Raw genomic sequence first — 23,873 nt, forward strand, 5'->3', positions numbered from 1 at the left:
GGAGGTGATCTTCTGGGGGTGTTCGGCGTCGGTCCCGGGGTGGTGGCTGAGTGACCGAGCGGGAAGAGGAGATTCCGCGCTGTATCAGGCGGTGGATCGAAGACAAGGGCAAGGGTTCGTCGGCGCGGCGGTTCGCCCACGCCGTCGGGATGCGCAGCACCGCGTCGGTCGCCCATCACCTGGCCAGCTTGGAGCGGTCCGGCGCGCTGGTACGAGACGGCCGCGGCTGGAATACCTGCCGTCTGGGCTCCAGGCGAGGGTGCTGCCGGGGTCCTGGACGTGCCGCCATACGGGCCGGAATGGACCGGCGTGCTTGTCGTCCCACTGGTGCTTCGATGGCTGGATGGACGGGTCAGGTTTCGTTGCGGGGTGGCGGTGTCCTGACTCGGAGGGCGGGGTCGTTGCGCAGTCGTAGGAAGGTGACGAGCAGGGTGAGTGCCTGCAGCAGGGCGCATGCTCCGATGAGGCTGTTCAGGTACGGCGGCGGGGTGAGGGCGAGCAGGATGCCTGCGAGGGGGAAGGGCAGCAGCAGGAGCAGGATGGTCAGGGAGAGGGTCGTGCCGAAGGCCGCGGGTGGGATGACCTGCGAGCGGAGGGTGCGCAGGACGAGGGTGAGTCCTCCGTCGGCGGCCATGAAGAGGGCTATGAGGGTCACGTAGCCGGTGTAGGAGGGGGCCTGGGGCACGGCGAGGCAGGCGGCGGCCGCGATGGTTGCGCTGATGACGCCGACCCCCCACAGGCCGAGCCGGTCAAGGCCGGCGCGGCAGCAGGCGACCGCGACCAAGGTGGCGGCCGCGGCGATGGACCAGAGCGCGCCGACGGCGGCCGCGGAGTGGCCGAAGCGGTCCTCCACGAGGATGGGGCTGGCCGATTGCAGCAGCCCGAGCGTGAGGTTGGAGCAGGCCAGTCCGGCCACCAGTCGGCGCAGGGACGGCAGGGAGCGTAGGGTCTGCCATCCGTCCCGCAGACCACCGCCCGGCGCCGGTCCGCCACGGCGCGCGGCGCGCAGGGGAGTGGGCGGGGTCTGCAGGGCGAGTGCGGCGGAGGCGAAGGACAGCACGCTCAGACACGCGAGCATGCGCGTCGGGCCGGTGAGCATCAGGACGCCGCCCAGCGCGGGGCCGATGAGGGTGGCCGTCTGGTCGATGCCGATCAGCGCCGACTGCACTTTGTGGGACTGTCCTTGGGTTTGCCGGCTCACGACGGCGCCGACCGCCTCGTTGGCGATGAAGCTGAACTGTGTCAGCGCCCCGGTCACAGCGGCCAGTGCCATGACGGTGACGGTCTCGGCCGTGCCCGGCGGCACCAGGCGTAGCGCCACACCGGCGCCCGCCACCAGCAGGGCGCGGGTCAGTGAGGCGATGAAGCAGACGATCGCCGCGCCGCTGCGGTCCACCAGGGTGCCGGCGAAGCCGAACGCGGCCACCCGGGGTATCCACTCCATTGCGAAGGCCAGGCCCGTCAGGGACGCCGAGCCGGTGGTTGCCAGCACGACGAGCGGCATGGCATAGGTCGCCATGGAGTAGGCGAGCGCGTCGCACGCGCGTGGTGCGTAGACCCGCCGGAACAGGCTGCCCGCGGGGAGGGCAGCGTGTCGGCCGGCCGGCTGGACCTCATGGGAGGAGACGGTCACGAAGTGGGGGTCTTTCGTTGAGTGGGGGAGGGGACGGCCAAGGTGTTGCCGGCCGCTCACGCGGAGGAGAACGCCACATTCGCCGAAGCCATGGGCATGACATAACGCTGCACGTGAACTCCACTCGAAACGCTGCGAGATGAACAGAGGGCGGGTCCGCCACGGGGATGAACGGGCCCGCCCCTGTCTTGGTGCCACCCGCGCATCTCCCCCGGGACTGCAGGCGGCGTGACCCGCTCAGGGGTCACTGTGTTCAGCGCGTTCCAGGTCCTGCGTGTCACAGGTGGCGGCCTGACCTTACAAGATCACCAAGCCTTTGAGCTCGAGTCGCCGTGTGCCTGGTGCTCGCGGGCGATCGGCTGGATGTGTGACGTCAGGGACTCTCGGTGCGCTGTAAGCGTGGGACCTACCTCCCACGGGTGCCTGCTTCCCTCAGTGCAGGCTCCTGCTCCACAGGGGCCGGCAGATGCCGCAGACCGCATCACCCCGCCCTGGGCCGCCCGAGCGAAGCCGGGAGGCCGAAGTACGATTCTCGTTCGATTGACCGTACGGCTCTGGAAGGACGGGCCTTGAGCGCCCAACTAAGAGACACCGCAGCGCAGTTGGCGGACATGCTCTGGCGTCAGCACACCGTGTACCGGGACCGGGCCGGGGGTGTGGTCATCCGGGGAGAGCACGTGCAGCGCTGGATCAGTCTCGCCCCCTCGGGTCGCAAGGACGAAATCCTGCTCCGTGCGGGCCGTATCCTCGACGGCGGCACCACCGCTCCGGCGCGTTCGGAGACTGTCGTCCCGCTCGGCGCCGGCACCGGCGAACTCGCCACGGCCTGCCGCCGCCTGCTCGCCGAGACCGCCGCCGACGCCGCACCGCCCGCCCCGGCGGCTCCCGGCCGCGCCAAGCGGTCCGAGAAGCCGAAACGGCCCCGGCGGAAAGGAAGACGGATGAGCCTCGCCTCCTGGACGATCCTCGCCTGCGTGGTCGGCGTCGTCGCCCTGTACGCCTACAGCACTGCGACGACAGGCACGCGCTGAGCAAAGCCCGCAGACCCTGGGGAGCTCGGAACGCCATCGCTGCCATTCAGGCCGCGCCGCGTATCGGCACTCAAACGCGGACGGCTCGATCAAGCACGTCGGTCCGATCAAGTACGTTGCGCCGGTGACCGTACGCGGTGGACCGCTGGCGAGCCGTTCCGTGGACGGGGCGGGTGCGCTTGTCACGGCACCACGGTAAACAGCCGGGCCCGGACCTCCCACCGAGGACCGGGCCCGTGGCGTGACCGGCGCCCACGGCTCCGTCATTGGTGACTGCGCCTTCGTCCACGGCGGTGCGCCCTGCGCCAGCAGTACCTCGCACAGAGCCCAGAACCATCAGCCCGAACGCCGTCAGCGCCGGCAGTTTCCAGACGATCTCGCGGGACGTACCAGCGAGGCCAACGGGCACAGGGAGTAGGCGCTTCACAGAAGTCGGACCAGGACCCTCTGGCTTGCAGGAGTCGCCTCGGACCGCTGCTTCACGTTCGGCTCTTGCTGCCGTGAGTGCGGCTCTTGACCCTCACGTGGCGTCAGGCTGCATAGTCGGTGCCGTGGAGGACCACTGGACTGTGGGACGCGTGGCCGAGCTGGCCGACGTGAGCGTCCGCACGCTGCATCACTATGACGAGATCGGGCTCGTTCGGCCGTCGGCGCGGACTGCGGCCGGGTACCGGGCCTATTCGTCGGGCGACGTGGAGCGGCTGCGGGAGGTTCTGGGCTATCGGCGGTTGGGCTTCGGGCTGCGGGAGGTGGCGGAACTGGTCGGCGACCCGTCCACCGACGCGGTCGCGCACCTGCGCCGGCTGCGCGGCCTGCTGCTGGAGCGGCGTGATCGCGCTGACGCCATGGTGGCGGCCATCGACAGGGAACTCGAGGCGCGGGCGAAGGGCTTGAAGGTGACACCGGAGGAGCAACTGGAGATGCTCGGTGCACGGCTGTACGACGCGATCGGCGGCGCCTACACCGCGACACGGCGTACCGAGCCGCGGATCGCCGCGCAGATCTGGGACGCGCTCGGGGACGCGCAGACGGTACTGAACGTCGGGGCCGGCACCGGCTCCTACGAGCCTGCTGATCGCGACGTGACCGCGGTGGAACCATCGGCGGTCATGCGAGGGCAGCGGCCTGCCGGCTCGGCGCCGTGCGTGGCCGCCGCCGCGGAGAGCCTGCCCTTCGAGGATCAGTCCTTCGATGCCGCGATGGCCGTCTCCACTGTTCACCACTGGGGGGACCCGATAGTGGGGCTGCGCGAGATGCGGCGCGTGGCCCGCCGCGTGGTGGTGCTCACGTTCGACACCGACGAGCCCGGATGGCAGGACCGGTTCTGGCTTACCCGCGACTACCTGCCCGAGTTCGCCGCCGTCCTCGAAGAGTTTCCCTCACTTGCCGGGATGGCCGACGCGATCGGCGCCCTCGCTGAGCCGGTGCCCATTCCGCGGGACTGCGCTGACGGCCTGTTCGAGGCGTACTGGCGCCGACCAGGGGCGTATCTGGAGGAGCACGTGCGCCGTGCGATGTCGGTGTGGACGAGGGTCGGGCCGGAGGCCGAGCAGCGGGCGGTGCGAAGCCTCAGCGACGACATCGACTCCGGCCGGTGGACCGAGCGCAACAGCGACCTCGCCGACCTCGACGCGGCAGATCTCGGCCTCCGCCTGCTCATAGCTTGAACCGCGTCGCAGGTTCAGTGTCATAGCCGCTCCTGGATGGCCCGCTGGTTCGGCTGGTTGTCAGGCGGCTCCTCCCATGTGGTGCCCGGTCAACTGGCCTGGGCTTGTTCGGTTGGGCCTTGGTGTGGGGCGCGGCGCTAGGACTCGGTGCCGGTCTGGATGATGGGGCCGTTGAAGGTCAGCTGGTCCTCGCGCTCCGTCAGAACCCGAAACAGCAGCTCAGCACCCCTGCGGTCAAGCTCCATGCAACTCAAACGGGCTTTCTTCCTCTCCGCGTTCGTCGCCCCGGGCGACCCGGCCTCCCGGGCCTACCATTTCCTTCGCGCCTGTATACGGGGGTCGGATGTACGCGTGCGACACCATGAACGGCGTCGCATCACCCGCCCCCGGACCGATCGTGGCGTTCGGCCAGAGCATCGAGGCGGGCGAGCCGGCCATTGATCTCGATCTGTCCCATGTTTGTCGCGTCCAAATATGGGCGCGGGGGCGGGAGGATTCGCGGGAACGTCACGAGGAGGCGGTGTAGCGAGAAACATGGGGTGCCAACGAGGGCTTCGAGGAGTATGCGGTCGTATTCACTCCCGCAGGGGAGCAGGAGACGCACGTGCCGAGCGGCGAGGTCGGGCTGCGGGAGCGGTTCGCCAGGCAGCGAGCCGAGGAGGATGAGATCGCTTGAGATACTTCCCGGACTCGTCGTCGATCCATGCGGTCGACCCGAAGTTCGACGGTCCTCTAGACATTCAGATGTGTCTCGCGTCGTTAATCACTTGCCTGGTACGACCTCACCGGTAAGGATCAGCGGGTGCTTACAGCTGCGCCGGACGGGCGCGCGGGAATCAACGCCGACCTGGTGAAGCGGTTGATCACCGATCAGTTCCCTCAGTGGAGCCGTCTGCCCGTGGTCCCGGTGGCTGTGGACGGCTGGGACAACCGCACCTACCGCCTCGGTGACGACATGACGGTCCGCCTGCCCACCGCAGCCGGCTACGCCCCTGCGGTCGACAAGGAATGCGACTGGCTGCCTCGCCTGGCCCCCGCGCTGCCGGTGGCTGTCCCCACGGTCCTGGCCAAGGGAGCCCCTGGCGCGGGATACCCCTACCCCTGGTCCGTGCGCGGCTGGCTGCCCGGCGAGACGGCTTCTCCCGAACGCATCGACGACATGACCCAGTTCGCCACCAGCGTCGCCGGGTTCATCCTCGCCCTTCAGCGCTGTGACTCCAAGGGCGGTCCTCTCGCCGGCGCGCACAGCGGGTATCGCGGCGCGTCACCCGCCCACTATGACGACGAGACGCGTCGCTGCATCACCGCCCTGAGCGGCCGGATCGACACCGTGAGGGCCACCGAGGCCTGGCAAGCGGCACTCGAGGCCCAATGGCGTGGAACGCCGGTATGGTTCCACGGCGACCTCGGCGGCAACAACCTGCTTGTCACCGACGGCAAGCTGTCGGCCGTCATCGACTTCGGTACCTCGGGCATCGGCGACCCCGCCTGCGATCTCGTGATCGCTTGGACGATGCTCCGCGAGGAAAGCCGCGAGGCATTCCGCCACACGGTTGGCCAGGATGACGGCACCTGGGCCAGGGCCAGGGGCTGGGCGCTGTGGAAGTCCCTGCTGACGTTGACCGAGTGCTCCGATCCCAGGGACGGGCGAGTCGCCTTCCATCTCGATGTGATCGACGCGGTGCTGGCCGACCACGAACGCTTCGCGTAGCCGGACCGGCGCCAGCGCACTCTCCCACCGCCCAACGCCACTCACCAACAGGTCACTTCGTGTCTCATGACCAAAGAAGTCGCCACCCATTCCTGCAACAGAGTTCGATCAGGCAACGGGGCGAACGTTGCCTGATGCGGCACTAGGCCGTGTTTTAGGTAGCTCGGGTGGCCAGCCATTTGGTGAGGTCGCCCGCGATCTGGTCGATGCTTGTCTCGACGATGACGTCGTGCTCGCGGCGGCTGGTGTCACGCCGGACGATCTCGTAGCCGCCAGTCTCCAGGACGGCGACGGACGCGAACCAGGCGGGATCGTCCTCGTCGGGCTGGATGACGACGAAGGTGTTGTCTGTGCCGTTCAGGTCGCTTACCAGCTCGAACAGGGCGTCTTCGGACGGGTCGTCGACGTGGTCGCCGTTCTCGCTGTCCGCGCAGTAGTAATCAGCGGCCACCGGACCTCCCCATGCGTGTGCTGCTCGAAGTGCCGGTGGCCAGCATGGCACGGCCGCCTGGCCGCCCGACGGCTCACAACCACTGGTGGATCGCCGCGACGTGAACCGTCGCCTCGTACCGAACCGCGAGCTTGTCGAATCGGGTGGCCACTGCCCGGTGCTGCTTGAGACGGCTGATCCCGCACTCGACCGCATGGCGCTCGCGATAGTCGATCTTGTCGAACTTCGGCGGTCGGCCGCCTCGTGAACCACGCTTCTTGCGGTTGCGGACTTGATCGGCCTTCTCCGGGATCGTGCATCCGATGCCGCGTCTGCGTAGGTAGGCGCGGTTCGCGCGGGAGCCGTAGGCCTTGTCCGCCCGGACCTTGTCCGGCCGGGATCGCGGCCGGCCAGGACCGGTCCGAGGCACCCGGATGGCCTCCAGGACCTGCTGGAACTGCGGGCTGTCGTGCCGGTGCCCGGCGGTGACGAGCAGCGACAACGGCCTCTGACCCTGCTCGCAGGCCAGGTGGAGCTTCGTGGTGAACCCACCCCTTGACCGGCCCAGCCCGTGGTCGTCGGGCTCGATGGCGACACCACCAGGCGCCTCCTTCTGCCCCGCGCCGTCCCGGCGGGCACCGGCCGCATGCTGGTGAGCCCGGCAGATCGTGGAATCGACGTTGACCTCCCACGTGATCAGCCCGGCCTCATCGGCCCGCGCCTGTAACAGCGTCAGCAGCCGGGCCCACACCCCCTGCCGCTGCCATCGCCGGAACAACCCGTACACGGTCTGCCAGGGCCCGTACTCAGGCGGCAGGTCACGCCACGGAACACCCGTCCGCACCCGCCAACGCACACCATCCACCAGCCGTCGCCGCCCCGGCCACCTGCGACTCACACCCGCCGCAGGCAGCAACGACTCCAGCACCGACCACTGCTCATCAGAAAGATCCCCACGCCCCACACGGTGATCATCACGGCACGAGGCATGGACCGGAACCCGGACCTAAAACACGGCCTAGTTCAGCCAGACGGCCGAGCGCGTGAGCAACAGCCGTTCCGGGATGCGGGCGAAGGTCTGGGGAGTCTACGCAGAGGGCCTGATCACGTGGTTCCCCAACCGGTTCGGCCCCCCGCCGCTTCAGCAACGGTGGAACCGCCGGCTCGACGTACTGGGCGGGGACCCGCTGGGCGACCCCCACCGCCCCACCGAGGCCCGGATCGAACTGGTCACCTGCAACGCTCCTCAGCAATTCCCGGTGGTCCGGAAGGCTCTGGGCTACGCGCAAGTCGGCCGGACGGGATTCAACCGGGCGGCCGGTCCGGCGGTTCGTGGCTGCGAGAATGGCCGGGCCAGCCATTCGGCGTACGGCGGCGGGCGCGCGGGGCGCGGCTGCGCGTACGCCTACGACAAGTGGGAAGCCCTCAGCTCATGACCGCCCAGTGCAGTCCCGGCAAGCGCACGTCCTCCGTCCACGAGCTCAAAGTCTGGTTTGGGGGGACGAAACCGCCGATGTGGCGACGCCTTGAGATGTCCTCGTATGTTTCGCTGGGCTCGCCGTATGACGTGCTCCAAGTGGCGTTCGGTCGGCAGGGCGCACATCTGCATGCCTCCGAGGACCGCTCGGGCGGGCGATACGCCCCGCCGGGCGACTTCGGCGTTGCTGCCTTCGACGAGGAGAAGGCCGCTCTCGCGGACGTCCTGCCGCGCACCGGCGACCGCATGGACTATATCTACGACTTCGGCGACGACTGGTTGCACCGGATCACGGTGGAGGAGGTACGCCCCGCCGTGAAGGGCGAGGGGGAGTTCGCGCTGTGCACGGGCGGGCGGCGCGCCATGCCCGCCGCCGAGGACCTCGGCGGCGTGTGGGGCCTGGCCGAACTGCTGCAGCGATACGAGGCAGGGGAGCGCCCGCGCCCCACGGTCGTCCGGCACGGCGGCGAGGAGTGGGACGTAGGCGACTACCTGACCGGCGGTCTGGAGGGGTTGCCCGAGGGGTCGGCCTGGCAGTTGGTGTCGGCACTCCTCGCCGAGCGGTACGACGGCACCGCCGCAACGGTGGAGCTGTTCGGGGCCGCCGAGTGGGAAGACGACCGGACTTTGACAGACGCCGCCCTCACTCTGCTTCTCGACGGCGGTGGGCGCGACCCGCTGCCGGTGAGCCGCTTGCGGCGCACCCCGCTGGGCCGCTCCGGCCTGCGTACGTTGCTGGCGGGAGCGGGCATCCCGGCGCCGGTGATCGGGTCGCTCGCCGGGGCGGACGCCCGCGAGTTGCTGGCCGCGCTCCCCTCGTATGGGGGCGAGGCGGATGCGGCGGCGGAGGCGGGGGGCCGCTCCGCGGCGGTGCAGGTGGTGGACGCCTGCGACGGCACGGAGCCGGCTGACGCGCTGCGCCGCCTTGAGGCCCCGCGGGTGCCGGCGACCGTGCTGAAGGCGGGCGAGGCCGGGCGGGCGAAGGCGGTACTGGGCAAGGCGGCCGTCTCGAAGGTCACGGGTTGCTCGCACGCGGCGGCCTCGATACTGCACTGGATTGGCGAACCCGCCGAGGGCCAGGCGGCGTGGGGCTCGGAGTGGATGCGCGTGGACGGTGCACTTTCCTTCGCACGCCGCAGTGAACAAGCGCTGAGCGAGAGGCTGTTGGCGGGTCCGGAGACGGGGCCGCGCCCACTCGACCAGGTAGCCGAGCGGGCCGAAGACCTGTGGCGGGCCGGCCACCCGCACGCCGGTGAGGTGCTCGGTGCGTCGGCCGACGCGGTCAAGCCCATCGACAAGGCCTTGGCCAAGCGGCTGCGGAAGGCCGCGTTCAAGGTGGGGAACGCCACGTGAGCCTGCTCGTCAGGGAGATCGGCACCAAGGCCTCTCCCCTCGCCGATCCCTCCGCCGTCGCCTGGGCGCGCGAGCACCTCGCCGCCGGCGCATGGGCCGCCGTGTTCGTGCCGGCCGAGCCGGGACAACCGGCCCGGCTGGGCCACCTGGTGTTCTACCGGCCTGCCGCCGAGGCCCGCCGCGTGCCCGCCCAGGCCGCGGCCCCGGAGGCTGTGGGGCGGGTCCGCCTTTCGCTGGTCCTGCCGCATGGCGGCGGGGTGCGCACCCGCACTGTCGAGGGGTGGGCGCTCTCCCCGGACGACACCCTCGCCCTTCTGCTCGACCTGCCCGCCTCCGGTGTCCATCCCTCGCTCGCCGCGTGGGCGGCCGTCGCCCGCCGTGCCCTGGACCTGCTCGGCGAGGGGCGTCTGTATCCGGCGCTGACCTCCGACACCTACACCACCTGGCGCTTCGGGCCGCCAGGCGCGCGTGGCAAGCGGGACCTGGACGCGCTGGCCGCCGCGCTGCCTCCTTACGCCCACAACCTCCCCGCGCCCATGGCGGACGACCGGATAGTGCGCATCGCCGAACCGGCTACCTTGGTACGGGAGTTCTGCGATGCTCTCGCCGACACTCTTCCGCGTACCCCGGCAACCGGCTGGGCCGTGCCCGGCAACCCGTACGCCGACCGGGCCACCGCCCTGCATCCGGGCCTGGTCGAGTGGGCGGTCGAGGCCGCCGCCGAGCGGGCCGCGCAAGTGAGTGTGGAACTGAGGGTGGAGCCCCCGGCCGGGCGGCGCCGCGCCTACCGGGCCGTGCCGCAACTGCGCACCGCAGCCGACCCGTCCCTGGTCCTGGACGCCGCCGAGCTGTGGGCCGACCCGCACCGCGCACAGCGCCTGCTGGGCCCGCACGCCGAGGCCGAGGCGCTGCTCGCGCTCCGCCGCGCCGCCCGCGCCTGGCAGCCGCTGACCCGCCTGCTCGCCGAGGCCGCCCCCAGCGCGCTCCGGCTCGACGACGAGGAGGCCATGGACCTGCTGGGGGACGCCACCGGCGCATTGCGCACGGCGGGCGTGCGCGTGCACTGGCCACGCGAGCTGGTCAAGGCCCTTGAGATGCGCGCGGAGATCGGGGCGGCCACCGCTCCCGGCGCGACCGTGGACACTCTGCTGGGCCGCGATGCCCTGCTCGATTTCTCCTGGCATGTCGCGCTAGGCGGCGAGAAGATCACCGAAGCCGAACTCGACCTGCTCACCGAGGCCCGCCGTCCGCTGGTCAAGCTGCGCGACCAGTGGGTCGTCGCCGACCCGAAACTCGTGGCCCGCCTGAAGCGGTGGCGCAGCCGCGAACTCGGCCCGCTGGACGCCCTCCAAGCGGCGCTGACCGGGGAGGTGGAATGGGACGGCGAGCGTGTCGCGGTCGAGGCGGCCGGCACCTTCGGTGAGCTGGTGGCCCGGCTGCGCGACCCCGAGGGCCGTACCCCTGTCCGGGCGCCGGAGGGCCTGACCGCCACCCTGCGCGGCTACCAGCTGCGGGGCCTTGCCTGGCTGGCGGACATGACCCGCCTCACGCTGGGCGGAGTCCTCGCTGACGACATGGGCCTCGGCAAGACGATCACCCTGCTCGCCCTCCACCTGCACCGGCAGGAACAGCCTGACACCGCCGGCCCCACCCTCGTGGTCTGCCCGGCTTCCCTCCTGGGTAACTGGCAGCGCGAGGCCGCCCGTTTCACCCCCGCCGTCCCCGTGCGCCGCTATCACGGCGGGGAGCGCACCCTGGACCACCTTGCCGGTAACGAACTCGTCCTGGTCACCTACGGCGTGCTGCGCCGCGACCGGGAGCGGCTCGCCGCCGTCACGTGGTCACTGGTGGCCGCCGACGAGGCCCAGCACGTCAAGAACCCGTACGCCACCACTGCCCGCGAACTGCGCGCCCTGCCTGCTCGTGCCCGCGTCGCGCTCACCGGCACCCCGGTCGAGAACAACCTCTCCGAGCTGTGGGCACTGCTCGACTGGACCACCCCCGGCCTGCTCGGCCCGCTCGCTGCCTTCCGGGACCGCTTCGCGAAGCCCATCGAGCGCGGCGCGCTCGACACGGACGGCGACGAGGAAACCGCCGATCAGGCCCGGCAGGCCGCCGAGCACCTCACCCGGCTCACCCGCCCGTTCCTGCTGCGCCGCCGCAAGTCCGACCCTGGGATCGCCCCCGAACTCCCGGCCAAGACCGAGACCGACCACCCCGTCGCCCTCACCCGTGAGCAGGCCGCCCTGTACGAGGCGCAGGTACGCGAGGCCATGGCCCTCATCGAGAAGGCGGACGGCATCGCCCGCCGCGGCCTGGTCCTCAAACTCCTCACCGCGCTCAAGCAGATCTGCAACCACCCCGCCCACTACCTGCGCGAGGCCGGCCCGCTGCCCGGCCGCTCGGGCAAACTGGAACTCCTCGACGAACTGCTCGACACGGTGGTGGCCGAAGGCGAGGGCGCCCTGGTCTTCACCCAGTACACGCAGATGGGCAAGCTCCTTCAGCAGCACTTCGCCGACCGCGGCGTCCGTGCCCGCTACCTGCACGGCGCCACCGCCGTCCCCCGGCGCGAGGAGATGGTCGCCGCCTTCCAGCAGGGCGAGTTCCCCGTCTTCCTGCTCTCCCTGAAGGCCGCCGGCACCGGCCTCAACCTCACCCGCGCCACCCACGTGATCCACTACGACCGCTGGTGGAACCCGGCTGTCGAGGACCAGGCCACCGACCGCGCCTACCGGATCGGCCAGGACCGCGCTGTCCAGGTCCACCGCCTCACCACCCAGGGCACCGTCGAGGACAAGGTCGCCCGCCTGCTCGGTGCCAAGCGCGCCCTCGCGGACCAGGTCATCGCCTCCGGTGAGGCCGCCCTGACCGAACTCTCCGACGCAGACCTCGCCGAACTCGTCGCGCTCTCCAAGGAGTTCGAGGAATGACCCCCGCCCGCAAGGCACCCCGTACCGGCAGCCGCGCCTTCGCCGCCACCTGGTGGGGGCAGGCCTGGGTGGACGCCCTGGAGGCCTCCACCCTCGATTCCGGCCGCCTCTCCCGCGGCCGCACCTACGCCCGCAAGGGCATGGTCGGCCCGGTCACCGTCACCCCCGGAATGCTGCACGCCGAGGTCGAGGGCAGCGCCCCCTGGCCGTACGACGCCGCGGTGCACCTGCGCGTCCTCACCGACGCCCAGTGGGACACCCTCCTCGCCGCCATCGCCGCCCAAGTCGGCCGCACCGCCGCCCTCCTCGATGGCGAGATGCCCACCGATCTCGTCGACGATGCCCGCACCGCCGGCGTCCCTCTGCTGCCCGAGCCGAGCGAACTCGACCCGGAGTGCTCCTGTCCCGACTGGGGCTACCCCTGCAAGCACGCCGCCGCCCTGTGCTACGCCACCGCCGTCCACCTCGATGACGACCCCTTCTGGCTCTTCACCCTCCGCGGCCGCACCAAGGACGCCGTCCTGAGCGCGTTGCGCACCCGCCGCCAGATGCTCACCGGCACCGCGTCCACGACCGCCGACGCACCCCGCGGCGAGGGTGTGCCCGCCCGCGACGCTTTCGCCGCCTGGAACGGCACCTTCACCCCGCCCACCCCCGAGACGGCCGGTACCGCGCCCGGCGAAACCGACACCGTCCTTACCCCGCTCACCACGGCGCCCGCACCTGGCACCCCCTTCACCCTCGACGACCTCGAAGCGCTGACCCGCGACACCGCCCAGCGCGCCCGCAGCCTCGCCGCCGGGAACACCGCCTCGCTCACCAGCGCCCCCGTCGAGGACGCGGTACGCCTCGCCGCGACAGGCATCAGCGAGGACTGGTTCCACCAACTCGTACACGCCACAGGCCTGGCCCCGCGCGACTTCGCCCGCCTGGTCCGCGCACTGCACCACGGCGGACCCGCCGGCCTCGCCGTAGCCCGCGCGCACCTCGCCCCCGACCCCGCCGCCATGGCCGCCGCCCGCACCGCCCTCTTGGAACCCGACAGCGCCGAAGTCCGGCTGCGCGTCTGGCGCAACCGCCTCACCGCCCACAACGAAGGCATTCAGATCCGCCTCGGCCCCGACAACCGCTGGCACCCCTACACCCGCGAAGACCGAGGCACCACCGCCGACTGGTGGCCCTGCGCCCCCGCCACAGCCGACCCCGTCGCTGCTCTCGTCGCAGCCCGCACCGCCGCCAAGCGGAACTGACGGATTAAGCTGGCCGGGGCACCCGAAGGAGGACACGATGACGACCGCATGGGACGCACTCCCGCCCTGGATGCTGCCGCCCCGGCCGAGTGGGTGGGAGGCCGATGACCTCGACAACGCACCCGACCTCCCACGACACACCGAGCTGATCGATGGAGCGCTGATCTTCATGATGTCCCCGCAGCGGTCCTGGCACGCCCGCGTCGTCACCCGGCTTACGACCGCACTGGACGATCAGGCTCCCGAGGGATTCGAGATCGACCGGGAAATGACGGTCAAGCTGAACGAGAAGAACCGGCCCGAGCCTGACGTCCTTGCTGTCACGGTCCCGTACGACCCGAACCGTACGCGCTACCTCCCCGACCAGGTTGCCCTCGCCATCGAAGTCGTCTCAGACGAGTCCGCCGACCGCGACCGGTCGCTGAAGCCGTTCAAGTACGCGCAGGCGGGTATTCCGCACTACTGGCGTATCGAGGAGGAAAACGGCCTGCCCGTCATCCACACGTACGAGTTGGACCACACCACCCGCGCCTACGTCGCCACCGGTATCAGTCGCGACCGCATGAAGACAGCAGTCCCTTTCGGCATCGACATCGACTTGCCCCGTCTCGTCCGCTGATCGGACGCAGGCGACCTACTCGCCAAGATGGATGGCCGGGTCGTGGCGGGTCACAACCCGTCGCAGTCGGCTCTCCTCCAGGACGATCTTGCCCCTGGATGCGGGCGCGAGCGCCGAACGTCTCCAAGCGTCCGGCGGCTTTCTGGGCGGCGGGGCCGGTGAGATCCGCGTGTTCCTTGCGGCCATCGGAAACTCCTTGCGCACTTGCAGACGGCGTTCGCGGGCTCTTTCGGCAAGCGGGCCAAGTACCCGCGGTTCAAGTCGCGTAAGAAGTCGCGCAGGAGCGCGGCGTACACCACCAGCGGGTTCCGGTTCCGGGACGGGCAGTTGACGCTGGCGAAGATGGACCGGCCGCTGGACATCGTCTGGTCCCGGCCCCTGCCTGAGGGCGCATTCCCGTCCACGGTGACCGTATCCCGGGACAGCGCGGGGCGCTGGTTCGTGTCGATCCTGTGCGAGGACCCCGGCGTGCGCCCGCTGCCGGCTGCGGACGCGGCGGTCGGGATCGACGTGGGACTGGACCACCTGCTGACCGTCTCGACCGGTGAGAAGATCGCCAACCCGAGGCACGCGGTCGACCGCTTCTTCCCGTCCTCCAGGCTGTGCTCCGCCTGCGGTGTCCTCGCCGAGAGCATGCCGCTGAGCGTCCGTACCTGGACGTGTGCCTGCGGGACGACCCATGACCGGGACGTGAACGCGGCGAAGAACCTCCTGGCCGCCGGGCTGGTGGCGTCGGTCTGTGGAGCCGGTGTAAGACCTCAACGGAGAAGTCCGGACGGGCAGTCGGCGACGAAGCAGAAAACCTCACAGCGCGAGCGGTGAGAATCCCCCTCCTCCAGGAGGGGGAGAAGTCAAGGGAGCGTTGTCAGGCCGGGGCTCCGCCGAGCAGTGCGGAGGTCCGGCCGGCGGCCTCGCGGACCTGCGTGACGAGGGTGTCGAAGTCCACTGCGGTGTCGCGCAGGTAGCTCACACCTACGGCGCCTTGGCAGCCTGCCGGGTTGAAGACCGGTGCTGCGACGCAGGTGACTCCTGGTGTGATCTGTCCGTTGTCGGCGGCGAAGCCGCGTTGGCGGATCTCGGTCAGCTCCGCGGTGAGTTGCTGGAGCGGATTCGCCATGCCGGTGTCGTCCGGCGCGGTCAGTTCGATGTGTTCGGGCAGACGTTCTTCGGCCAGCCAGGCGAGGCAGGCCTTGCCGACGGCGGTCAGGTGGGACGGAAGGCGCGCGCCGACAGAGCTTGCCAGACGGATCCCGAGGCCGGGTGGGTCTTGCTTGCACAGGTAGACGGCGTCGGTGCGATCGAGGATCGCGTAGTGCGAGGTGACCCCGAGTGCGCGGGTGAGCCGGCTCAGCTCAGGGGTCACGATGCCGGTGACGCCGACGCGGCGGAGGTGGGCGGAGCCGACCTCGAATGCCTTCAGGCCGATGGTGTAGGTGGCCGGTTTGGGCAGCGACACGAAGGACTCGTTCACCATGTCGCGCAGGATGCCGAAGGCCGTGCTCTTGGGTATGTCGAGCTTTTCGGCGATCTCGGTCAGCGTCATCGCCTCGTCTGCGTGGGCCAGTAGGTCGAGGATGCGCATGGCGCGGACGACGGATGTACTCACGTTCCTCCTCCGGGTCTGTTCGCATATAGAAACACCGTTCCCTGGTTGTCATCAATGGGTCCACTGCGCTCGACAACCGGCCATTGACACTCCGGTTGAGCCGCTCCTATGGTGCCTCCGTCCGTATAAGCGTTTCGTTTTCGTATATACGAACGAAGCCTTTCACTCCTGTCACGCGGGCGAGCACGTCGGCCCGCGGGCGGACGACTGGCATCGATCCTGGGAGGGTCTCCTCAATGATCAAACCTCGGCCGTGGCTGAGCCGTATCGAGCCCTACCGGCCCGGTGTGCATGCGAGCAGCGAGGACGGCTCGCTCGCGTCCAACGAGTCGCCGCTCGGCGCGAGCCCGCAGGTGGCCCAGGCGGTGGCCGAGGCCGCCGCCGGGGCGCACCATTACCCGGACCCGTTGGCGGGTGAGCTGCGCGGCGAGCTGGCCCGGCTGCACCAGGTCGCTCCCGAGCAGATCCTCGTGGGCAACGGCTCCGACGAACTGATCTTCCTGCTGGCGTGGGCGTATCTCGCTCACGGCGGTCGCGCGGTCTGCGCGGACCCGGCCTACCGCATGGACGAGATCAGCAGCCAGGTGGTCGGTGCCCATCTGACGAAGGTTCCGCTGCGCGCCTGGGCCCACGACCTGGACGCGATGGCCAAGGCGGACGCCGACATCGCCTACGTGGTCAACCCGCACAACCCGACCGGCACCGCGCTGCCGCTGGCGGCGTTGGAACGCTTCGTCGCCGAGAGTCGTGCCCGCCTGGTCGTGGTGGACGAGGCTTACATCGACTTCACGGACGACCCGAGCACCACGACCGCGATGCCTCTCGCCCGCGAGGGCAGGGTGGCGGTCCTGCGTACCTTCTCCAAGATCCACGGGCTCGCTGGTCTGCGAGTTGGCTACCTGGTGGCGGACAGCGCCATAGTGGAGACGCTGCGCAAGATCCGGGCCCCCTTCTCAGTCGGCGTGCTGGCACAGGCCGCCGGCCTCGCCGCCCTGCGGGATGCCGGGCACCACCAGGCGGTCCGCCGGCACACCCTCACCCACCGAGAAGCGCTGACCAGCCTCGTCACCCGCGCCGGCTACCAGGTCGTCCCCTCCCAGGCCAACTTCGTCCTGGTAGAAGCCCGGGACGAGACAGAACTGATCGACAGGCTCGCCGGGCACGGCGTGGCCGTCCGCCCCGGAAGCGCCCTCGGCGTGCCCGGAACCGTACGCATCAGTGTCCCGACGACCAGGGGGCTCGAACTCGTGGAGCGAGCTCTCGCCTGACGCCGCCCGGCCCCGACCGAACTGGTCCGTCAGGCCTGGCCGAAGCACCTCGCACACCTCTGACCCCGCCCAGCCCCATACCGTCGCCGTAGGAGGCGCACCCATGGCACAACTGGATCCGCCCGTCAGACCCACCGAGCTCGTCGAACGCCGCACCATCGACGTCGTGCCCGAATCCGAGCGCCACGGCAGACCCTTCAACCAGTTCACGCTGTGGTTCGGCGCGAACATGCAGATCACCGCCGTCGTCAACGGTGCGCTCGCGGTCGCCTTCGGTGCCGACCCCCTGTGGGCGATCATCGGCCTGCTGATGGGCAACCTGCTCGGCGGCATCGTCATGGCGCTGCACTCCGCCCAGGGTCCGCGCCTTGGCCTGCCGCAGATGATCTCCAGCCGCGCGCAGTTCGGCGTCCTGGGCGCAGTCCTCCCGCTCGTGATGGTCATCGTGATGTACCTCGGCTTCGCGGCCACCGGCACCGTGCTGGCCGGCCAGGCCGTCAACGAGATCGTGCACACCAGTGCCCGCCCGGTGGGCATCATCGTCTTCGGCGCCCTGACCGCGCTGGTCGCGGTACTCGGATACCGCTACATCCACGCCCTGGGGCGTGTCACGACCGTTCTCGGCGGCATCGGCTTCGCCTACCTGGCCTTCCGGCTCGTAACCACCACGGACCACCTCAGCTCCCTGCTCGGGGCCAAGCCCTTCAACGCCGCGACCTTCCTGCTCGCGATCTCTCTCGGTGCCGGATGGCAGCTGACCTACGGCCCCTACGTCGCGGACTACTCCCGCTACCTGCCCAGGACAACCTCCCCGCGCACCACCTTCCACTGCACCCTGTGGGGCAGCGTGCTCGGCTCGCAGTGGTCCGGGGCCTTCGGCGCACTCCTCGCCGCCCTGCCGGCCGCTGCGGGGCAGGGCTTCCTCGACAGCCAGATCGGTTTCTTGGGACACCTGGGCGGCAGCGGTGCGGTCGCGCTGCTGATCTACCTGGTCATCGTCGTGGGCAAACTGACCGTCAACACTCTCAACGCCTATGGCGGGTTCATGTCGATCCTGACCACCGTCTCCGCCTTCACCAGCGAACGGCGGATCTCCTCGCGCGTGCGCACCCTGTACATCACCAGCTTCCTGGCGCTGTCCGTTCTCGTTGCCCTGCTGGCCAGCCACGACTTCCTCAGCAACTTCAAGAACTTCGTCCTCACCCTGCTGATGGTCTTCACCCCTTGGAGCGCCATCAACCTGGTGGACTACTACCTCGTGGCCAAGGAACGCGTCGACATTCCCGCCCTGTATGACCCCGACGGCCGCTACGGCCGTTGGAACCCCGTCGCGCTCGGCTGCTACGCCGCCGGGATCGTCACCCAGATCCCCTTCCTCGCCCAGACCCTCTACACCGGCCCCATGACGAAGATGCTCGGCGGTGCCGACATCTCCTGGATCGTCGGACTGGTCGTCACCGCCGCCCTGTACTACCCCCTCAGCCGCAGTCGCTCCCGGGCACCGGAACAGATGATCTACCCGGAGGGCTTCCTGTCCGACACCGCCCCCGCCGGCGCCACAACTCCGAGCTGATCACAGCCGGCGCAACCTGTGGCCGTGCCTGCCGCCGGAGCGCCGGCTGCCCAAGTCCGGCCCCGCCGACATCCCCCCGGATCGGCGGGGTCGGACCCTTTCGAAAGCTGATGAAAGCGACGAACGGACGCTCCCATGGACCCCATCGAAGAACTCGCCGGCCTCCTCGCTGGCGGCCGTCTGATCACCGACCCGGAGATCATCGACGGCTACCGCCGCGACGAGGCCCACACGGTCGTGCCCGGTCACCCCCTCGCCGTCCTGCTGGCCACCAGCACCGAGGAAGTGTCAACAGCCATGCGCTGGGCGCACGCCCACGGCAAACCGTGGTGCCCCGCGGCGCCGGAACCGGTCTGGCCGGCGGGGCAACCGCTACCGACGGCTGCCTCGTGCTCTGCCTGTCCCGGATGACAGCCATCCGCGAGGTCAACGCCGAAGACCAGTACATCGTCGTCGAGCCCGGCGTCATCACCGCCGATGTGGACCGCGCCGCTCGGGCGGTGAACCTGATGTACGGGCCTGACCCGTCCAGCTGGGAGACCTCCATGATCGGCGGCAACCTCGCCACCAACGCGGGCGGCCTGCGCTGCGTGAAGCACGGAGTCACCCGCGACTGGGTGCTCGGGCTCGAAGTGGTCCTCGCCGACGGCCGCGTGATCCCCACCGGCGGCCACACCGTCAAAGGCGTCACCGGATACGACCTGACCAGCCTGTTCGTTGGCTCGGAAGGAACGCTCGGGATCATCGCCGGCGCCACCCTCCGACTGCGCCCGCGCCCGGCCCAGGAACCCATCACCATCGTGGGCAGCTTCCCCTCTCTGCGCAGCGCAGGCGAGGCAGTCGCCGGTGTCGTCCGCTCGGGCATCACTCCCGGTCTGATGGAACTGATGGATCGGGCCACCTTGCGCTCCATCGACGACTGGAAGCACATCGGCCTCGACACCGATACCGCCGCCATGCTCCTCGCCCAGGCCGATGACGAACAGGCCGCGGCTTTGATCGGCAACGCCTTCGAGGCGGCGAGCGCCGACTTCGTCGCCACCTCGACTGACGCTCTCGAAGCCGCCCAGCTCCTTGAGATTCGCCGGCTCGCCTACCCGGCCGCCGAGCGCCTCGGACGGTGCCTGGTCGAGGACGTCGGCGTCCCGCGATCCCGCATCCCCGACATGGTCGAGCGGATCGAGCAGATCGCCGCCGAGCACAAAGTCACCGTCCTGACGGTCGCTCACGCAGGCGACGGCAACCTCCACCCGACCTTCGTCTTCGAATCAGGCACCGATGAAGTCCCGCACAATGTCTGGGAGGCAGCCGACGAGGTCTTCCGCTCGGCATTGTCGATGGGCGGCACCCTCACCGGTGAGCACGGCGTCGGCGCGCTGAAGCGGCGATGGCTCGAACTGGAAATCGGGGCCGAGGCCATGAGCGTGCACCAGGCCATCAAGACGGCACTCGACCCCATCGGCATCCTCAACCCCGCCAAGGCGATCTGAGACCTGGAATCAGCCCACCGACCACGCAAAGGCCCACGACGAGGAGTCGAGGACGTCGGGGACCTCAATGCCGATGAGGGAACGATGCGTGCACCAGCATCAGCCCACGAGTTATCCACCTGCCGCCCTACAGGATGGGCACACGGAGAAATCCGCACCTCTAATTCGAGACAGCTGTCTCATACGCAAGACTCGGAATTGTGAAGGGCGAGGCGAACTGCCGATGAAAATCCATGAAGTGCGCGCGCTCATCCAGCTCAAACCCGTCGAACTCAACCGGCATCGCCGGCACCTGGCGGCCGCACACACCACGGAGGACTTCGGGCTGCTGGCCCGCCGGGCTCTGCCTCGCTCCGTCTTCGACTACATCGACGGCGGCGCTGACGAGGAGACGAGCCTGCGTGCCAACGTGGATGCCTTCCGACGCCGGCGGTTCGTGCCGCGCGCGCTGACCGATGTCTCCGCTCCTGACCTCAACACGGAAATCCTGGGCAAAGCCGTCTCAGCACCACTGGGTCTGGCGCCGACCGGTTACACCCGTATGATCTCCGCACTCGGAGAGCCTGCGGTGATGTCCGCGGCCGCTGCCGCGGGCCTTCCGTACGTACTGTCCACTATGGCCACCACGTCGCTGGAGGACGTCGCGGCAGCAGCGCCCAGTGCAGAGCGCTGGTTCCAGTTGTATGTCTGGAGGGACCGCACACTCACCGAACAACTGGTGCAACGAGCTGCACAGTCCGGCTACTCGGTTCTGGAAATCGCTGCTGTGCCACTACGCGGCACGGTTTCCGTGGGGGATTCCTTGGCCTCCTATTCCTTCACGTTGTGCCAGAACCGGGTTCCGGTCTTACCGGCGCGCCGCAGGACTGGGACCAGCCCGAGGACCAGCAGGTCGGCGGCGGGTCATGGTGGGGGTGGCGGCTGCCGCCCTATGGGAGGTCGCGCCCCGCCGCCCCGCCGCCCCGCCGCCCCGCCGCCCCGCCGCGGAGCGCTCGGCGTCCACGGCCAGGACCGGCAGGGTGCGGGCAACACGGCGGGCGGTGCGGGACAGGACGTTGCCACTGACGTCGTACTTGTCGTCGAGCGAGACGAAAGTGGACCCGCCGATGCCGAGCCGGGCCAGCCCGTCCAGCAGCGCGATGCCCACACCGCCCGACCGCACGGCGACACCCGCCGTGCCCGGCCTGGGATGCCCGGCGGCGAAAGTGGCGTCCAGGCGGACGGCGTCCTCGGTGTTGGCCAGGCCCAGGCAGTTCGGGCCCACCAGCCGCATGCCGTGACGACGGCGCGCGTTCATCAGGTTCTCCGCCAGGTTTGCGTCCAGACAGGCCGAGACGACGAGCAGGGCGTGCACGCCGGCTTCCCCGCGCTCCTGGGCGACCTGGGGAACGGCCGCGGTGGGGACGGCGACGACCGCGAGGTCGAGCACTTGCGGCAGCGCGGCCACGGACCGACAGGCGCGCACCCCGGTGATCACGGACGCCTGCGGATGCACGACGAGGCCCCGACCGGTGAAGGACGCGGTGAGGATGTTGCGCAGGTTCGCCCGCCCCACGGATCCAGGAGTGCGGCCGGGGTCTGATCACCGCGACGGCGCGAGGGGCCGCAAGGGGCGCAGGGTGACGACGTAGGCGAGTCGGCCGCGGTTGTCCACGGCATTCGGCCTTCCGACGGGTGCGACGTCAGTGGGATCCGTGAGCCGGACTGGCCGCCGGACGACGGCAACGAGGACGACACCTGAACCCCTACCGACGTCCCCGCTCCCTGCCACCAGGCAGGGAGCGGGGACGTTCGTGCTTTGTGGCCAGGCCTGTGCGAAGGCTGCGAGGGCAAAAAACAGTCCCCGGTAGTGCTGCACGTGTCCTGAAGCTTCAGTCGTCACTGTCGCCTCGGTATCGCGCCGGCTTGCCGGGGGCCTGAACCACATCCTGTCGAAGCCGCTCCGCCGACTAGGCGTCCTCATCGACTTTGCGACCTTTTCGGTGTTGTGGCCTAAGAACCACCATCCACGCTTTATGTTCCGAGTCAATGGGTTTTAGGTAAATTTCTCGACGGCTGACGGGTGGGGGCGCCGCAGGCTGGAGACTGCTCGGAGCTGCTGCAGGGTCCGCGGTGCCGCGCAGATTTTGGTGGACAGGTCGGCAGGGTCGCAGGGCAGGCGGAGATCCGAGAGGGGCAGGGGGTGCTGGCGAAGGGAGAGCTGCTCGCCATCTATCCGGAGGGCACGCGTTCCCCCGATGGCCGGCTGTGCAAGGGCAAGGTCGGGGTGGCGGTGATGGCGCGGGCCGCTCAGCTTCCGGTGATTTCGTGCGCGGTGGCTTGGCACGTCCGCCTCGACATGGCCAAGCGGATCAATCTCCTGCCCGTCCCTGTACCAAGCCCGCGCCGAGCAGCGCTCAGCGCGTCGGACGGTAGGTCGCGATGATCACTCCGCTGCTGGTCGGCCGGGCGCTCACCAGCTGCAACTTCTTCAGGTTGGCATCGTCGGCGAACAGCTTCTTGCGGCCCTCGCCGGCCACCACCGGGTGAATCAGCAGTACCAGTTCGTCCAGCAGGTCCTGCTCCAGCAGCGAACGCACCAGCGTCGGGCTGCCCGCGACGGTGATGTCCTTGCCCTCGCTCGCCTTGAGCTCCTCGATCGCGGCCGCCAGATCGCCGTTGATGAGCGTGCTGTTCGCCCAGTCCTCGACACTGTCCAGCGTGGAGGAGACGACGTACTTGGGAGAATCGTTGATCCACTTGGCGAAGCCGACATCCTCGCCGCTGGTCACCGTCGGCCAGTACCCGGCCCACTCGGTGAAGGTCACCCGGCCCAGCAGAATCGTGTCGGCCGTCTCCAGCGTCTCCCCGAGCGCCGCGCCCATCTCCTCGTCAAAAGCGAACTGCCACTCGTTCGGCGACTGGGCGACACCGTCGAGCGAGACGAACAGACCCGAAACGACCTTGCGCATGATTCCTCCGTCATGAGTTCGGGGTCGTCTGCCCGGTCCCGGCCGGGACGGCCCTCTGGCCGGAACGAGCCGACCCCGTCGGCTACGCCAGGAAGACTATGCGGGCATCGAGACTGAGGTCTTGTACAGAAGCGACAGGGGCTCCGCCCTGTCCGGAGCGCTCAGCCGAGTGGCGGTCCGGCCGATGTACCGGGCCAGGGACCGCGCCAGATGCGGCTGGTCGAAGTAGCCCAGCCGGTGCACGACGTCCTGGGCCGGCGCACCCTCCTGGATCAGTACCGCCGCCTCGCGGGCGCGTCGGATCTGCCGGATGGCGCCCCAGGTGAGGCCCGTCGCCGCGACAAGGCGCCGCTGGAGGGTGCGCTCGGAGACGTCGAGGGTGGCGCCGTCGAGCATGGCGGGCACGATCGGGTCGCAGTCCACGATGCCCTCACGCACCATGCGCCGCACGAACGCCTCCGCGTTGTCGTAATCGGGCGGGTGCCAAGCGGAGCCCTTCAGCCAGACGGAGTGCGGCGTCACGTCGGGTATCTCCGCGCTACCGCCCACGAGCCGGCTGATCGGTATGTGCGGCATCGAGGTGCCGAGGGCAAAGCTGATGCCGAAGAACGTGGCGTCCTTGGGGACGGGGGCCAGGCAGGCCTTGGGCTCCGGGCCCAGTACGGCCGCCTGGACCTGACCGTGGTGCTCCCAGAAGACGAGCTCCCAGTGCGATGTCGCGATCGACGTCATCCGGCTCACGTCTTCGCTACGGCTGCGCCACACCCGCTCGATGTACGGCAGCTCCGACGGCCGGCTCTCGATCTCCAGACCCAACCGGATCATCCCCCGTTCACCGCTGCCTGAGCCGCCAGTGTGCCACGTCGTCCGGACGTCCAGAG

The 23,873-nt window shown here is 69.8% G+C and carries 18 protein-coding genes and 6 pseudogenes; 16 read left to right on the forward strand and 8 right to left on the reverse strand.

All coding sequences use genetic code 11. The annotated features are described in order from the left end of the window. Nucleotides 1–50: 50 nt before the first annotated feature. Nucleotides 51–206 (forward strand): annotated as a pseudogene (locus tag TNCT6_RS42215) (repressor LexA); the annotation flags it as partial. 146 nt (nucleotides 207–352) lie between these two features. Here the strand turns inward: TNCT6_RS42215 and TNCT6_RS35040 are convergent. After that, nucleotides 353–1,633 carry an MFS transporter gene (locus TNCT6_RS35040; RefSeq protein ID WP_141365573.1) on the reverse strand — a complete coding sequence of 427 codons (1,281 nt, stop codon included), beginning with the start codon at nucleotides 1,631–1,633 and terminating at the stop codon, nucleotides 353–355. Between the two features lie 611 nt (nucleotides 1,634–2,244). On the opposite strand from TNCT6_RS35040, the gene TNCT6_RS35045 reads away from it, so the two are divergent. Together TNCT6_RS35045 and TNCT6_RS35050 are read left to right on the forward strand one after the other, a co-directional pair. Beyond that, a complete protein-coding gene (locus tag TNCT6_RS35045; RefSeq protein WP_141367113.1) occupies nucleotides 2,245–2,664 on the forward strand; it encodes a hypothetical protein in 420 nt (139 codons plus the stop codon). 569 nt (nucleotides 2,665–3,233) lie between these two features. Further along, nucleotides 3,234–4,331 carry a MerR family transcriptional regulator gene (locus TNCT6_RS35050; RefSeq protein ID WP_172633262.1) on the forward strand — a complete coding sequence of 366 codons (1,098 nt, stop codon included), beginning with the start codon at nucleotides 3,234–3,236 and terminating at the stop codon, nucleotides 4,329–4,331. A 137-nt stretch (nucleotides 4,332–4,468) separates the two neighbouring features. On the opposite strand, the pseudogene TNCT6_RS40510 reads toward TNCT6_RS35050, so the two are convergent. Next, nucleotides 4,469–4,585 (reverse strand): annotated as a pseudogene (locus tag TNCT6_RS40510) (AAA family ATPase); the annotation flags it as partial. Nucleotides 4,586–5,133: 548 nt separating this feature from the next. Here TNCT6_RS40510 and TNCT6_RS35060 point away from each other — a divergent pair. Beyond that, nucleotides 5,134–6,042, forward strand: a complete 909-nt coding sequence (locus TNCT6_RS35060; protein ID WP_141365577.1) for an aminoglycoside phosphotransferase family protein — start codon at nucleotides 5,134–5,136, stop codon at nucleotides 6,040–6,042. A 154-nt stretch (nucleotides 6,043–6,196) separates the two neighbouring features. On the opposite strand, the gene TNCT6_RS35065 is transcribed toward TNCT6_RS35060, so the two are convergent. Further along, on the reverse strand, nucleotides 6,197–6,493 hold the full coding sequence (locus TNCT6_RS35065) for a hypothetical protein (RefSeq protein WP_141365579.1): 297 nt from the start codon (nucleotides 6,491–6,493) through the stop codon (nucleotides 6,197–6,199). Between the two features lie 73 nt (nucleotides 6,494–6,566). Then, on the reverse strand, nucleotides 6,567–7,436 hold the full coding sequence (locus TNCT6_RS35070) for an IS5 family transposase (protein ID WP_141365581.1): 870 nt from the start codon (nucleotides 7,434–7,436) through the stop codon (nucleotides 6,567–6,569). A 79-nt stretch (nucleotides 7,437–7,515) separates the two neighbouring features. On the opposite strand from TNCT6_RS35070, the gene TNCT6_RS35075 reads away from it, so the two are divergent. From TNCT6_RS35075 to TNCT6_RS35100, 6 genes and pseudogenes are all read left to right on the forward strand, one after another. After that, on the forward strand, nucleotides 7,516–7,908 hold the full coding sequence (locus TNCT6_RS35075) for a hypothetical protein (protein WP_141365583.1): 393 nt from the start codon (nucleotides 7,516–7,518) through the stop codon (nucleotides 7,906–7,908). Beyond that, nucleotides 7,905–9,302, forward strand: coding sequence for a plasmid pRiA4b ORF-3 family protein (locus TNCT6_RS35080; RefSeq protein ID WP_141365585.1), 1,398 nt, complete (start codon nucleotides 7,905–7,907; stop codon nucleotides 9,300–9,302). Before TNCT6_RS35075 ends, TNCT6_RS35080 begins: the two co-directional genes overlap by 4 nt. Next, nucleotides 9,299–12,235, forward strand: coding sequence for a DEAD/DEAH box helicase (locus TNCT6_RS35085; RefSeq protein ID WP_373996226.1), 2,937 nt, complete (start codon nucleotides 9,299–9,301; stop codon nucleotides 12,233–12,235). The genes TNCT6_RS35080 and TNCT6_RS35085 overlap by 4 nt, the downstream gene beginning before the upstream one ends. Further along, on the forward strand, nucleotides 12,232–13,485 hold the full coding sequence (locus tag TNCT6_RS35090; protein ID WP_141365587.1) for an SWIM zinc finger family protein: 1,254 nt from the start codon (nucleotides 12,232–12,234) through the stop codon (nucleotides 13,483–13,485). The genes TNCT6_RS35085 and TNCT6_RS35090 overlap by 4 nt, the downstream gene beginning before the upstream one ends. A gap of 37 nt (nucleotides 13,486–13,522) precedes the next feature. Further along, complete coding sequence (locus tag TNCT6_RS35095; RefSeq protein ID WP_141365589.1) at nucleotides 13,523–14,104, forward strand: Uma2 family endonuclease; 582 nt, start codon at nucleotides 13,523–13,525, stop codon at nucleotides 14,102–14,104. 186 nt (nucleotides 14,105–14,290) lie between these two features. Further along, a pseudogene (locus TNCT6_RS35100) lies at nucleotides 14,291–14,926 on the forward strand (RNA-guided endonuclease InsQ/TnpB family protein); the annotation flags it as partial. A gap of 43 nt (nucleotides 14,927–14,969) precedes the next feature. On the opposite strand, the gene TNCT6_RS35105 reads toward TNCT6_RS35100, so the two are convergent. Beyond that, nucleotides 14,970–15,710, reverse strand: coding sequence for an IclR family transcriptional regulator (locus TNCT6_RS35105; protein ID WP_141365591.1), 741 nt, complete (start codon nucleotides 15,708–15,710; stop codon nucleotides 14,970–14,972). A 236-nt stretch (nucleotides 15,711–15,946) separates the two neighbouring features. On the opposite strand from TNCT6_RS35105, the gene hisC reads away from it, so the two are divergent. The 5 genes and pseudogenes from hisC to TNCT6_RS42220 form a co-directional block, all read left to right on the forward strand. Next, the gene (hisC, locus tag TNCT6_RS35110; RefSeq protein WP_141365593.1) at nucleotides 15,947–16,978 is read left to right on the forward strand and encodes a histidinol-phosphate transaminase; all 1,032 of its coding nucleotides are present in this window, start codon (nucleotides 15,947–15,949) and stop codon (nucleotides 16,976–16,978) included. Between the two features lie 103 nt (nucleotides 16,979–17,081). Further along, nucleotides 17,082–18,551: a cytosine permease gene (locus TNCT6_RS35115; protein ID WP_141365595.1), complete on the forward strand. Its 1,470-nt coding sequence runs from the start codon at nucleotides 17,082–17,084 to the stop codon at nucleotides 18,549–18,551. A 135-nt stretch (nucleotides 18,552–18,686) separates the two neighbouring features. After that, entirely contained in the window at nucleotides 18,687–18,962 is a 276-nt protein-coding gene (locus tag TNCT6_RS41330; RefSeq protein ID WP_253266346.1) for a hypothetical protein, read from the forward strand. Further along, on the forward strand, nucleotides 18,881–20,041 hold the full coding sequence (locus tag TNCT6_RS35120; protein WP_253266347.1) for an FAD-binding oxidoreductase: 1,161 nt from the start codon (nucleotides 18,881–18,883) through the stop codon (nucleotides 20,039–20,041). The genes TNCT6_RS41330 and TNCT6_RS35120 overlap by 82 nt, the downstream gene beginning before the upstream one ends. 223 nt (nucleotides 20,042–20,264) lie before the next feature. Continuing rightward, a pseudogene (locus tag TNCT6_RS42220) lies at nucleotides 20,265–20,783 on the forward strand (alpha-hydroxy-acid oxidizing protein); the annotation flags it as partial. A 153-nt stretch (nucleotides 20,784–20,936) separates the two neighbouring features. Here TNCT6_RS42220 and TNCT6_RS35130 read toward each other — a convergent pair. Then, a pseudogene (locus tag TNCT6_RS35130) lies at nucleotides 20,937–21,701 on the reverse strand (CoA-binding protein); the annotation flags it as partial. A gap of 448 nt (nucleotides 21,702–22,149) precedes the next feature. On the opposite strand from TNCT6_RS35130, the pseudogene TNCT6_RS41335 reads away from it, so the two are divergent. Beyond that, nucleotides 22,150–22,358: pseudogene (locus TNCT6_RS41335) on the forward strand (lysophospholipid acyltransferase family protein); the annotation flags it as partial. Between the two features lie 79 nt (nucleotides 22,359–22,437). On the opposite strand, the gene TNCT6_RS35140 reads toward TNCT6_RS41335, so the two are convergent. Together TNCT6_RS35140 and TNCT6_RS35145 are read right to left on the reverse strand one after the other, a co-directional pair. Then, complete coding sequence (locus TNCT6_RS35140) at nucleotides 22,438–22,992, reverse strand: dihydrofolate reductase family protein (RefSeq protein ID WP_141365597.1); 555 nt, start codon at nucleotides 22,990–22,992, stop codon at nucleotides 22,438–22,440. A 96-nt stretch (nucleotides 22,993–23,088) separates the two neighbouring features. Further along, nucleotides 23,089–23,817 carry a helix-turn-helix domain-containing protein gene (locus TNCT6_RS35145; RefSeq protein ID WP_141365599.1) on the reverse strand — a complete coding sequence of 243 codons (729 nt, stop codon included), beginning with the start codon at nucleotides 23,815–23,817 and terminating at the stop codon, nucleotides 23,089–23,091. Between the last annotated feature and the right edge of the window lie 56 nt (nucleotides 23,818–23,873).

Source organism: Streptomyces sp. 6-11-2 (assembly GCF_006540305.1).
Classification (GTDB): domain Bacteria; phylum Actinomycetota; class Actinomycetes; order Streptomycetales; family Streptomycetaceae; genus Streptomyces.

Excerpts from the sequence above, each read along its gene's own strand:
- TNCT6_RS35045 (WP_141367113.1), top strand. The coding sequence starts at position 2,245 with ATGCTCTGGCGTCAGCACACCGTGTACCGGGACCGGGCCGGGGGTGTG.
- TNCT6_RS35080 (WP_141365585.1), top strand. The coding sequence starts at position 7,905 with ATGACCGCCCAGTGCAGTCCCGGCAAGCGCACGTCCTCCGTCCACGAG.
- TNCT6_RS35090 (WP_141365587.1), top strand. The coding sequence starts at position 12,232 with ATGACCCCCGCCCGCAAGGCACCCCGTACCGGCAGCCGCGCCTTCGCC.
- TNCT6_RS35095 (WP_141365589.1), top strand. The coding sequence starts at position 13,523 with ATGACGACCGCATGGGACGCACTCCCGCCCTGGATGCTGCCGCCCCGG.
- hisC (WP_141365593.1), top strand. The coding sequence starts at position 15,947 with ATGATCAAACCTCGGCCGTGGCTGAGCCGTATCGAGCCCTACCGGCCC.
- TNCT6_RS35115 (WP_141365595.1), top strand. The coding sequence starts at position 17,082 with ATGGCACAACTGGATCCGCCCGTCAGACCCACCGAGCTCGTCGAACGC.
- TNCT6_RS41330 (WP_253266346.1), top strand. The coding sequence starts at position 18,687 with ATGGACCCCATCGAAGAACTCGCCGGCCTCCTCGCTGGCGGCCGTCTG.
- TNCT6_RS35140 (WP_141365597.1), bottom strand. The coding sequence starts at position 22,992 with ATGCGCAAGGTCGTTTCGGGTCTGTTCGTCTCGCTCGACGGTGTCGCC.
- TNCT6_RS35145 (WP_141365599.1), bottom strand. The coding sequence starts at position 23,817 with ATGATCCGGTTGGGTCTGGAGATCGAGAGCCGGCCGTCGGAGCTGCCG.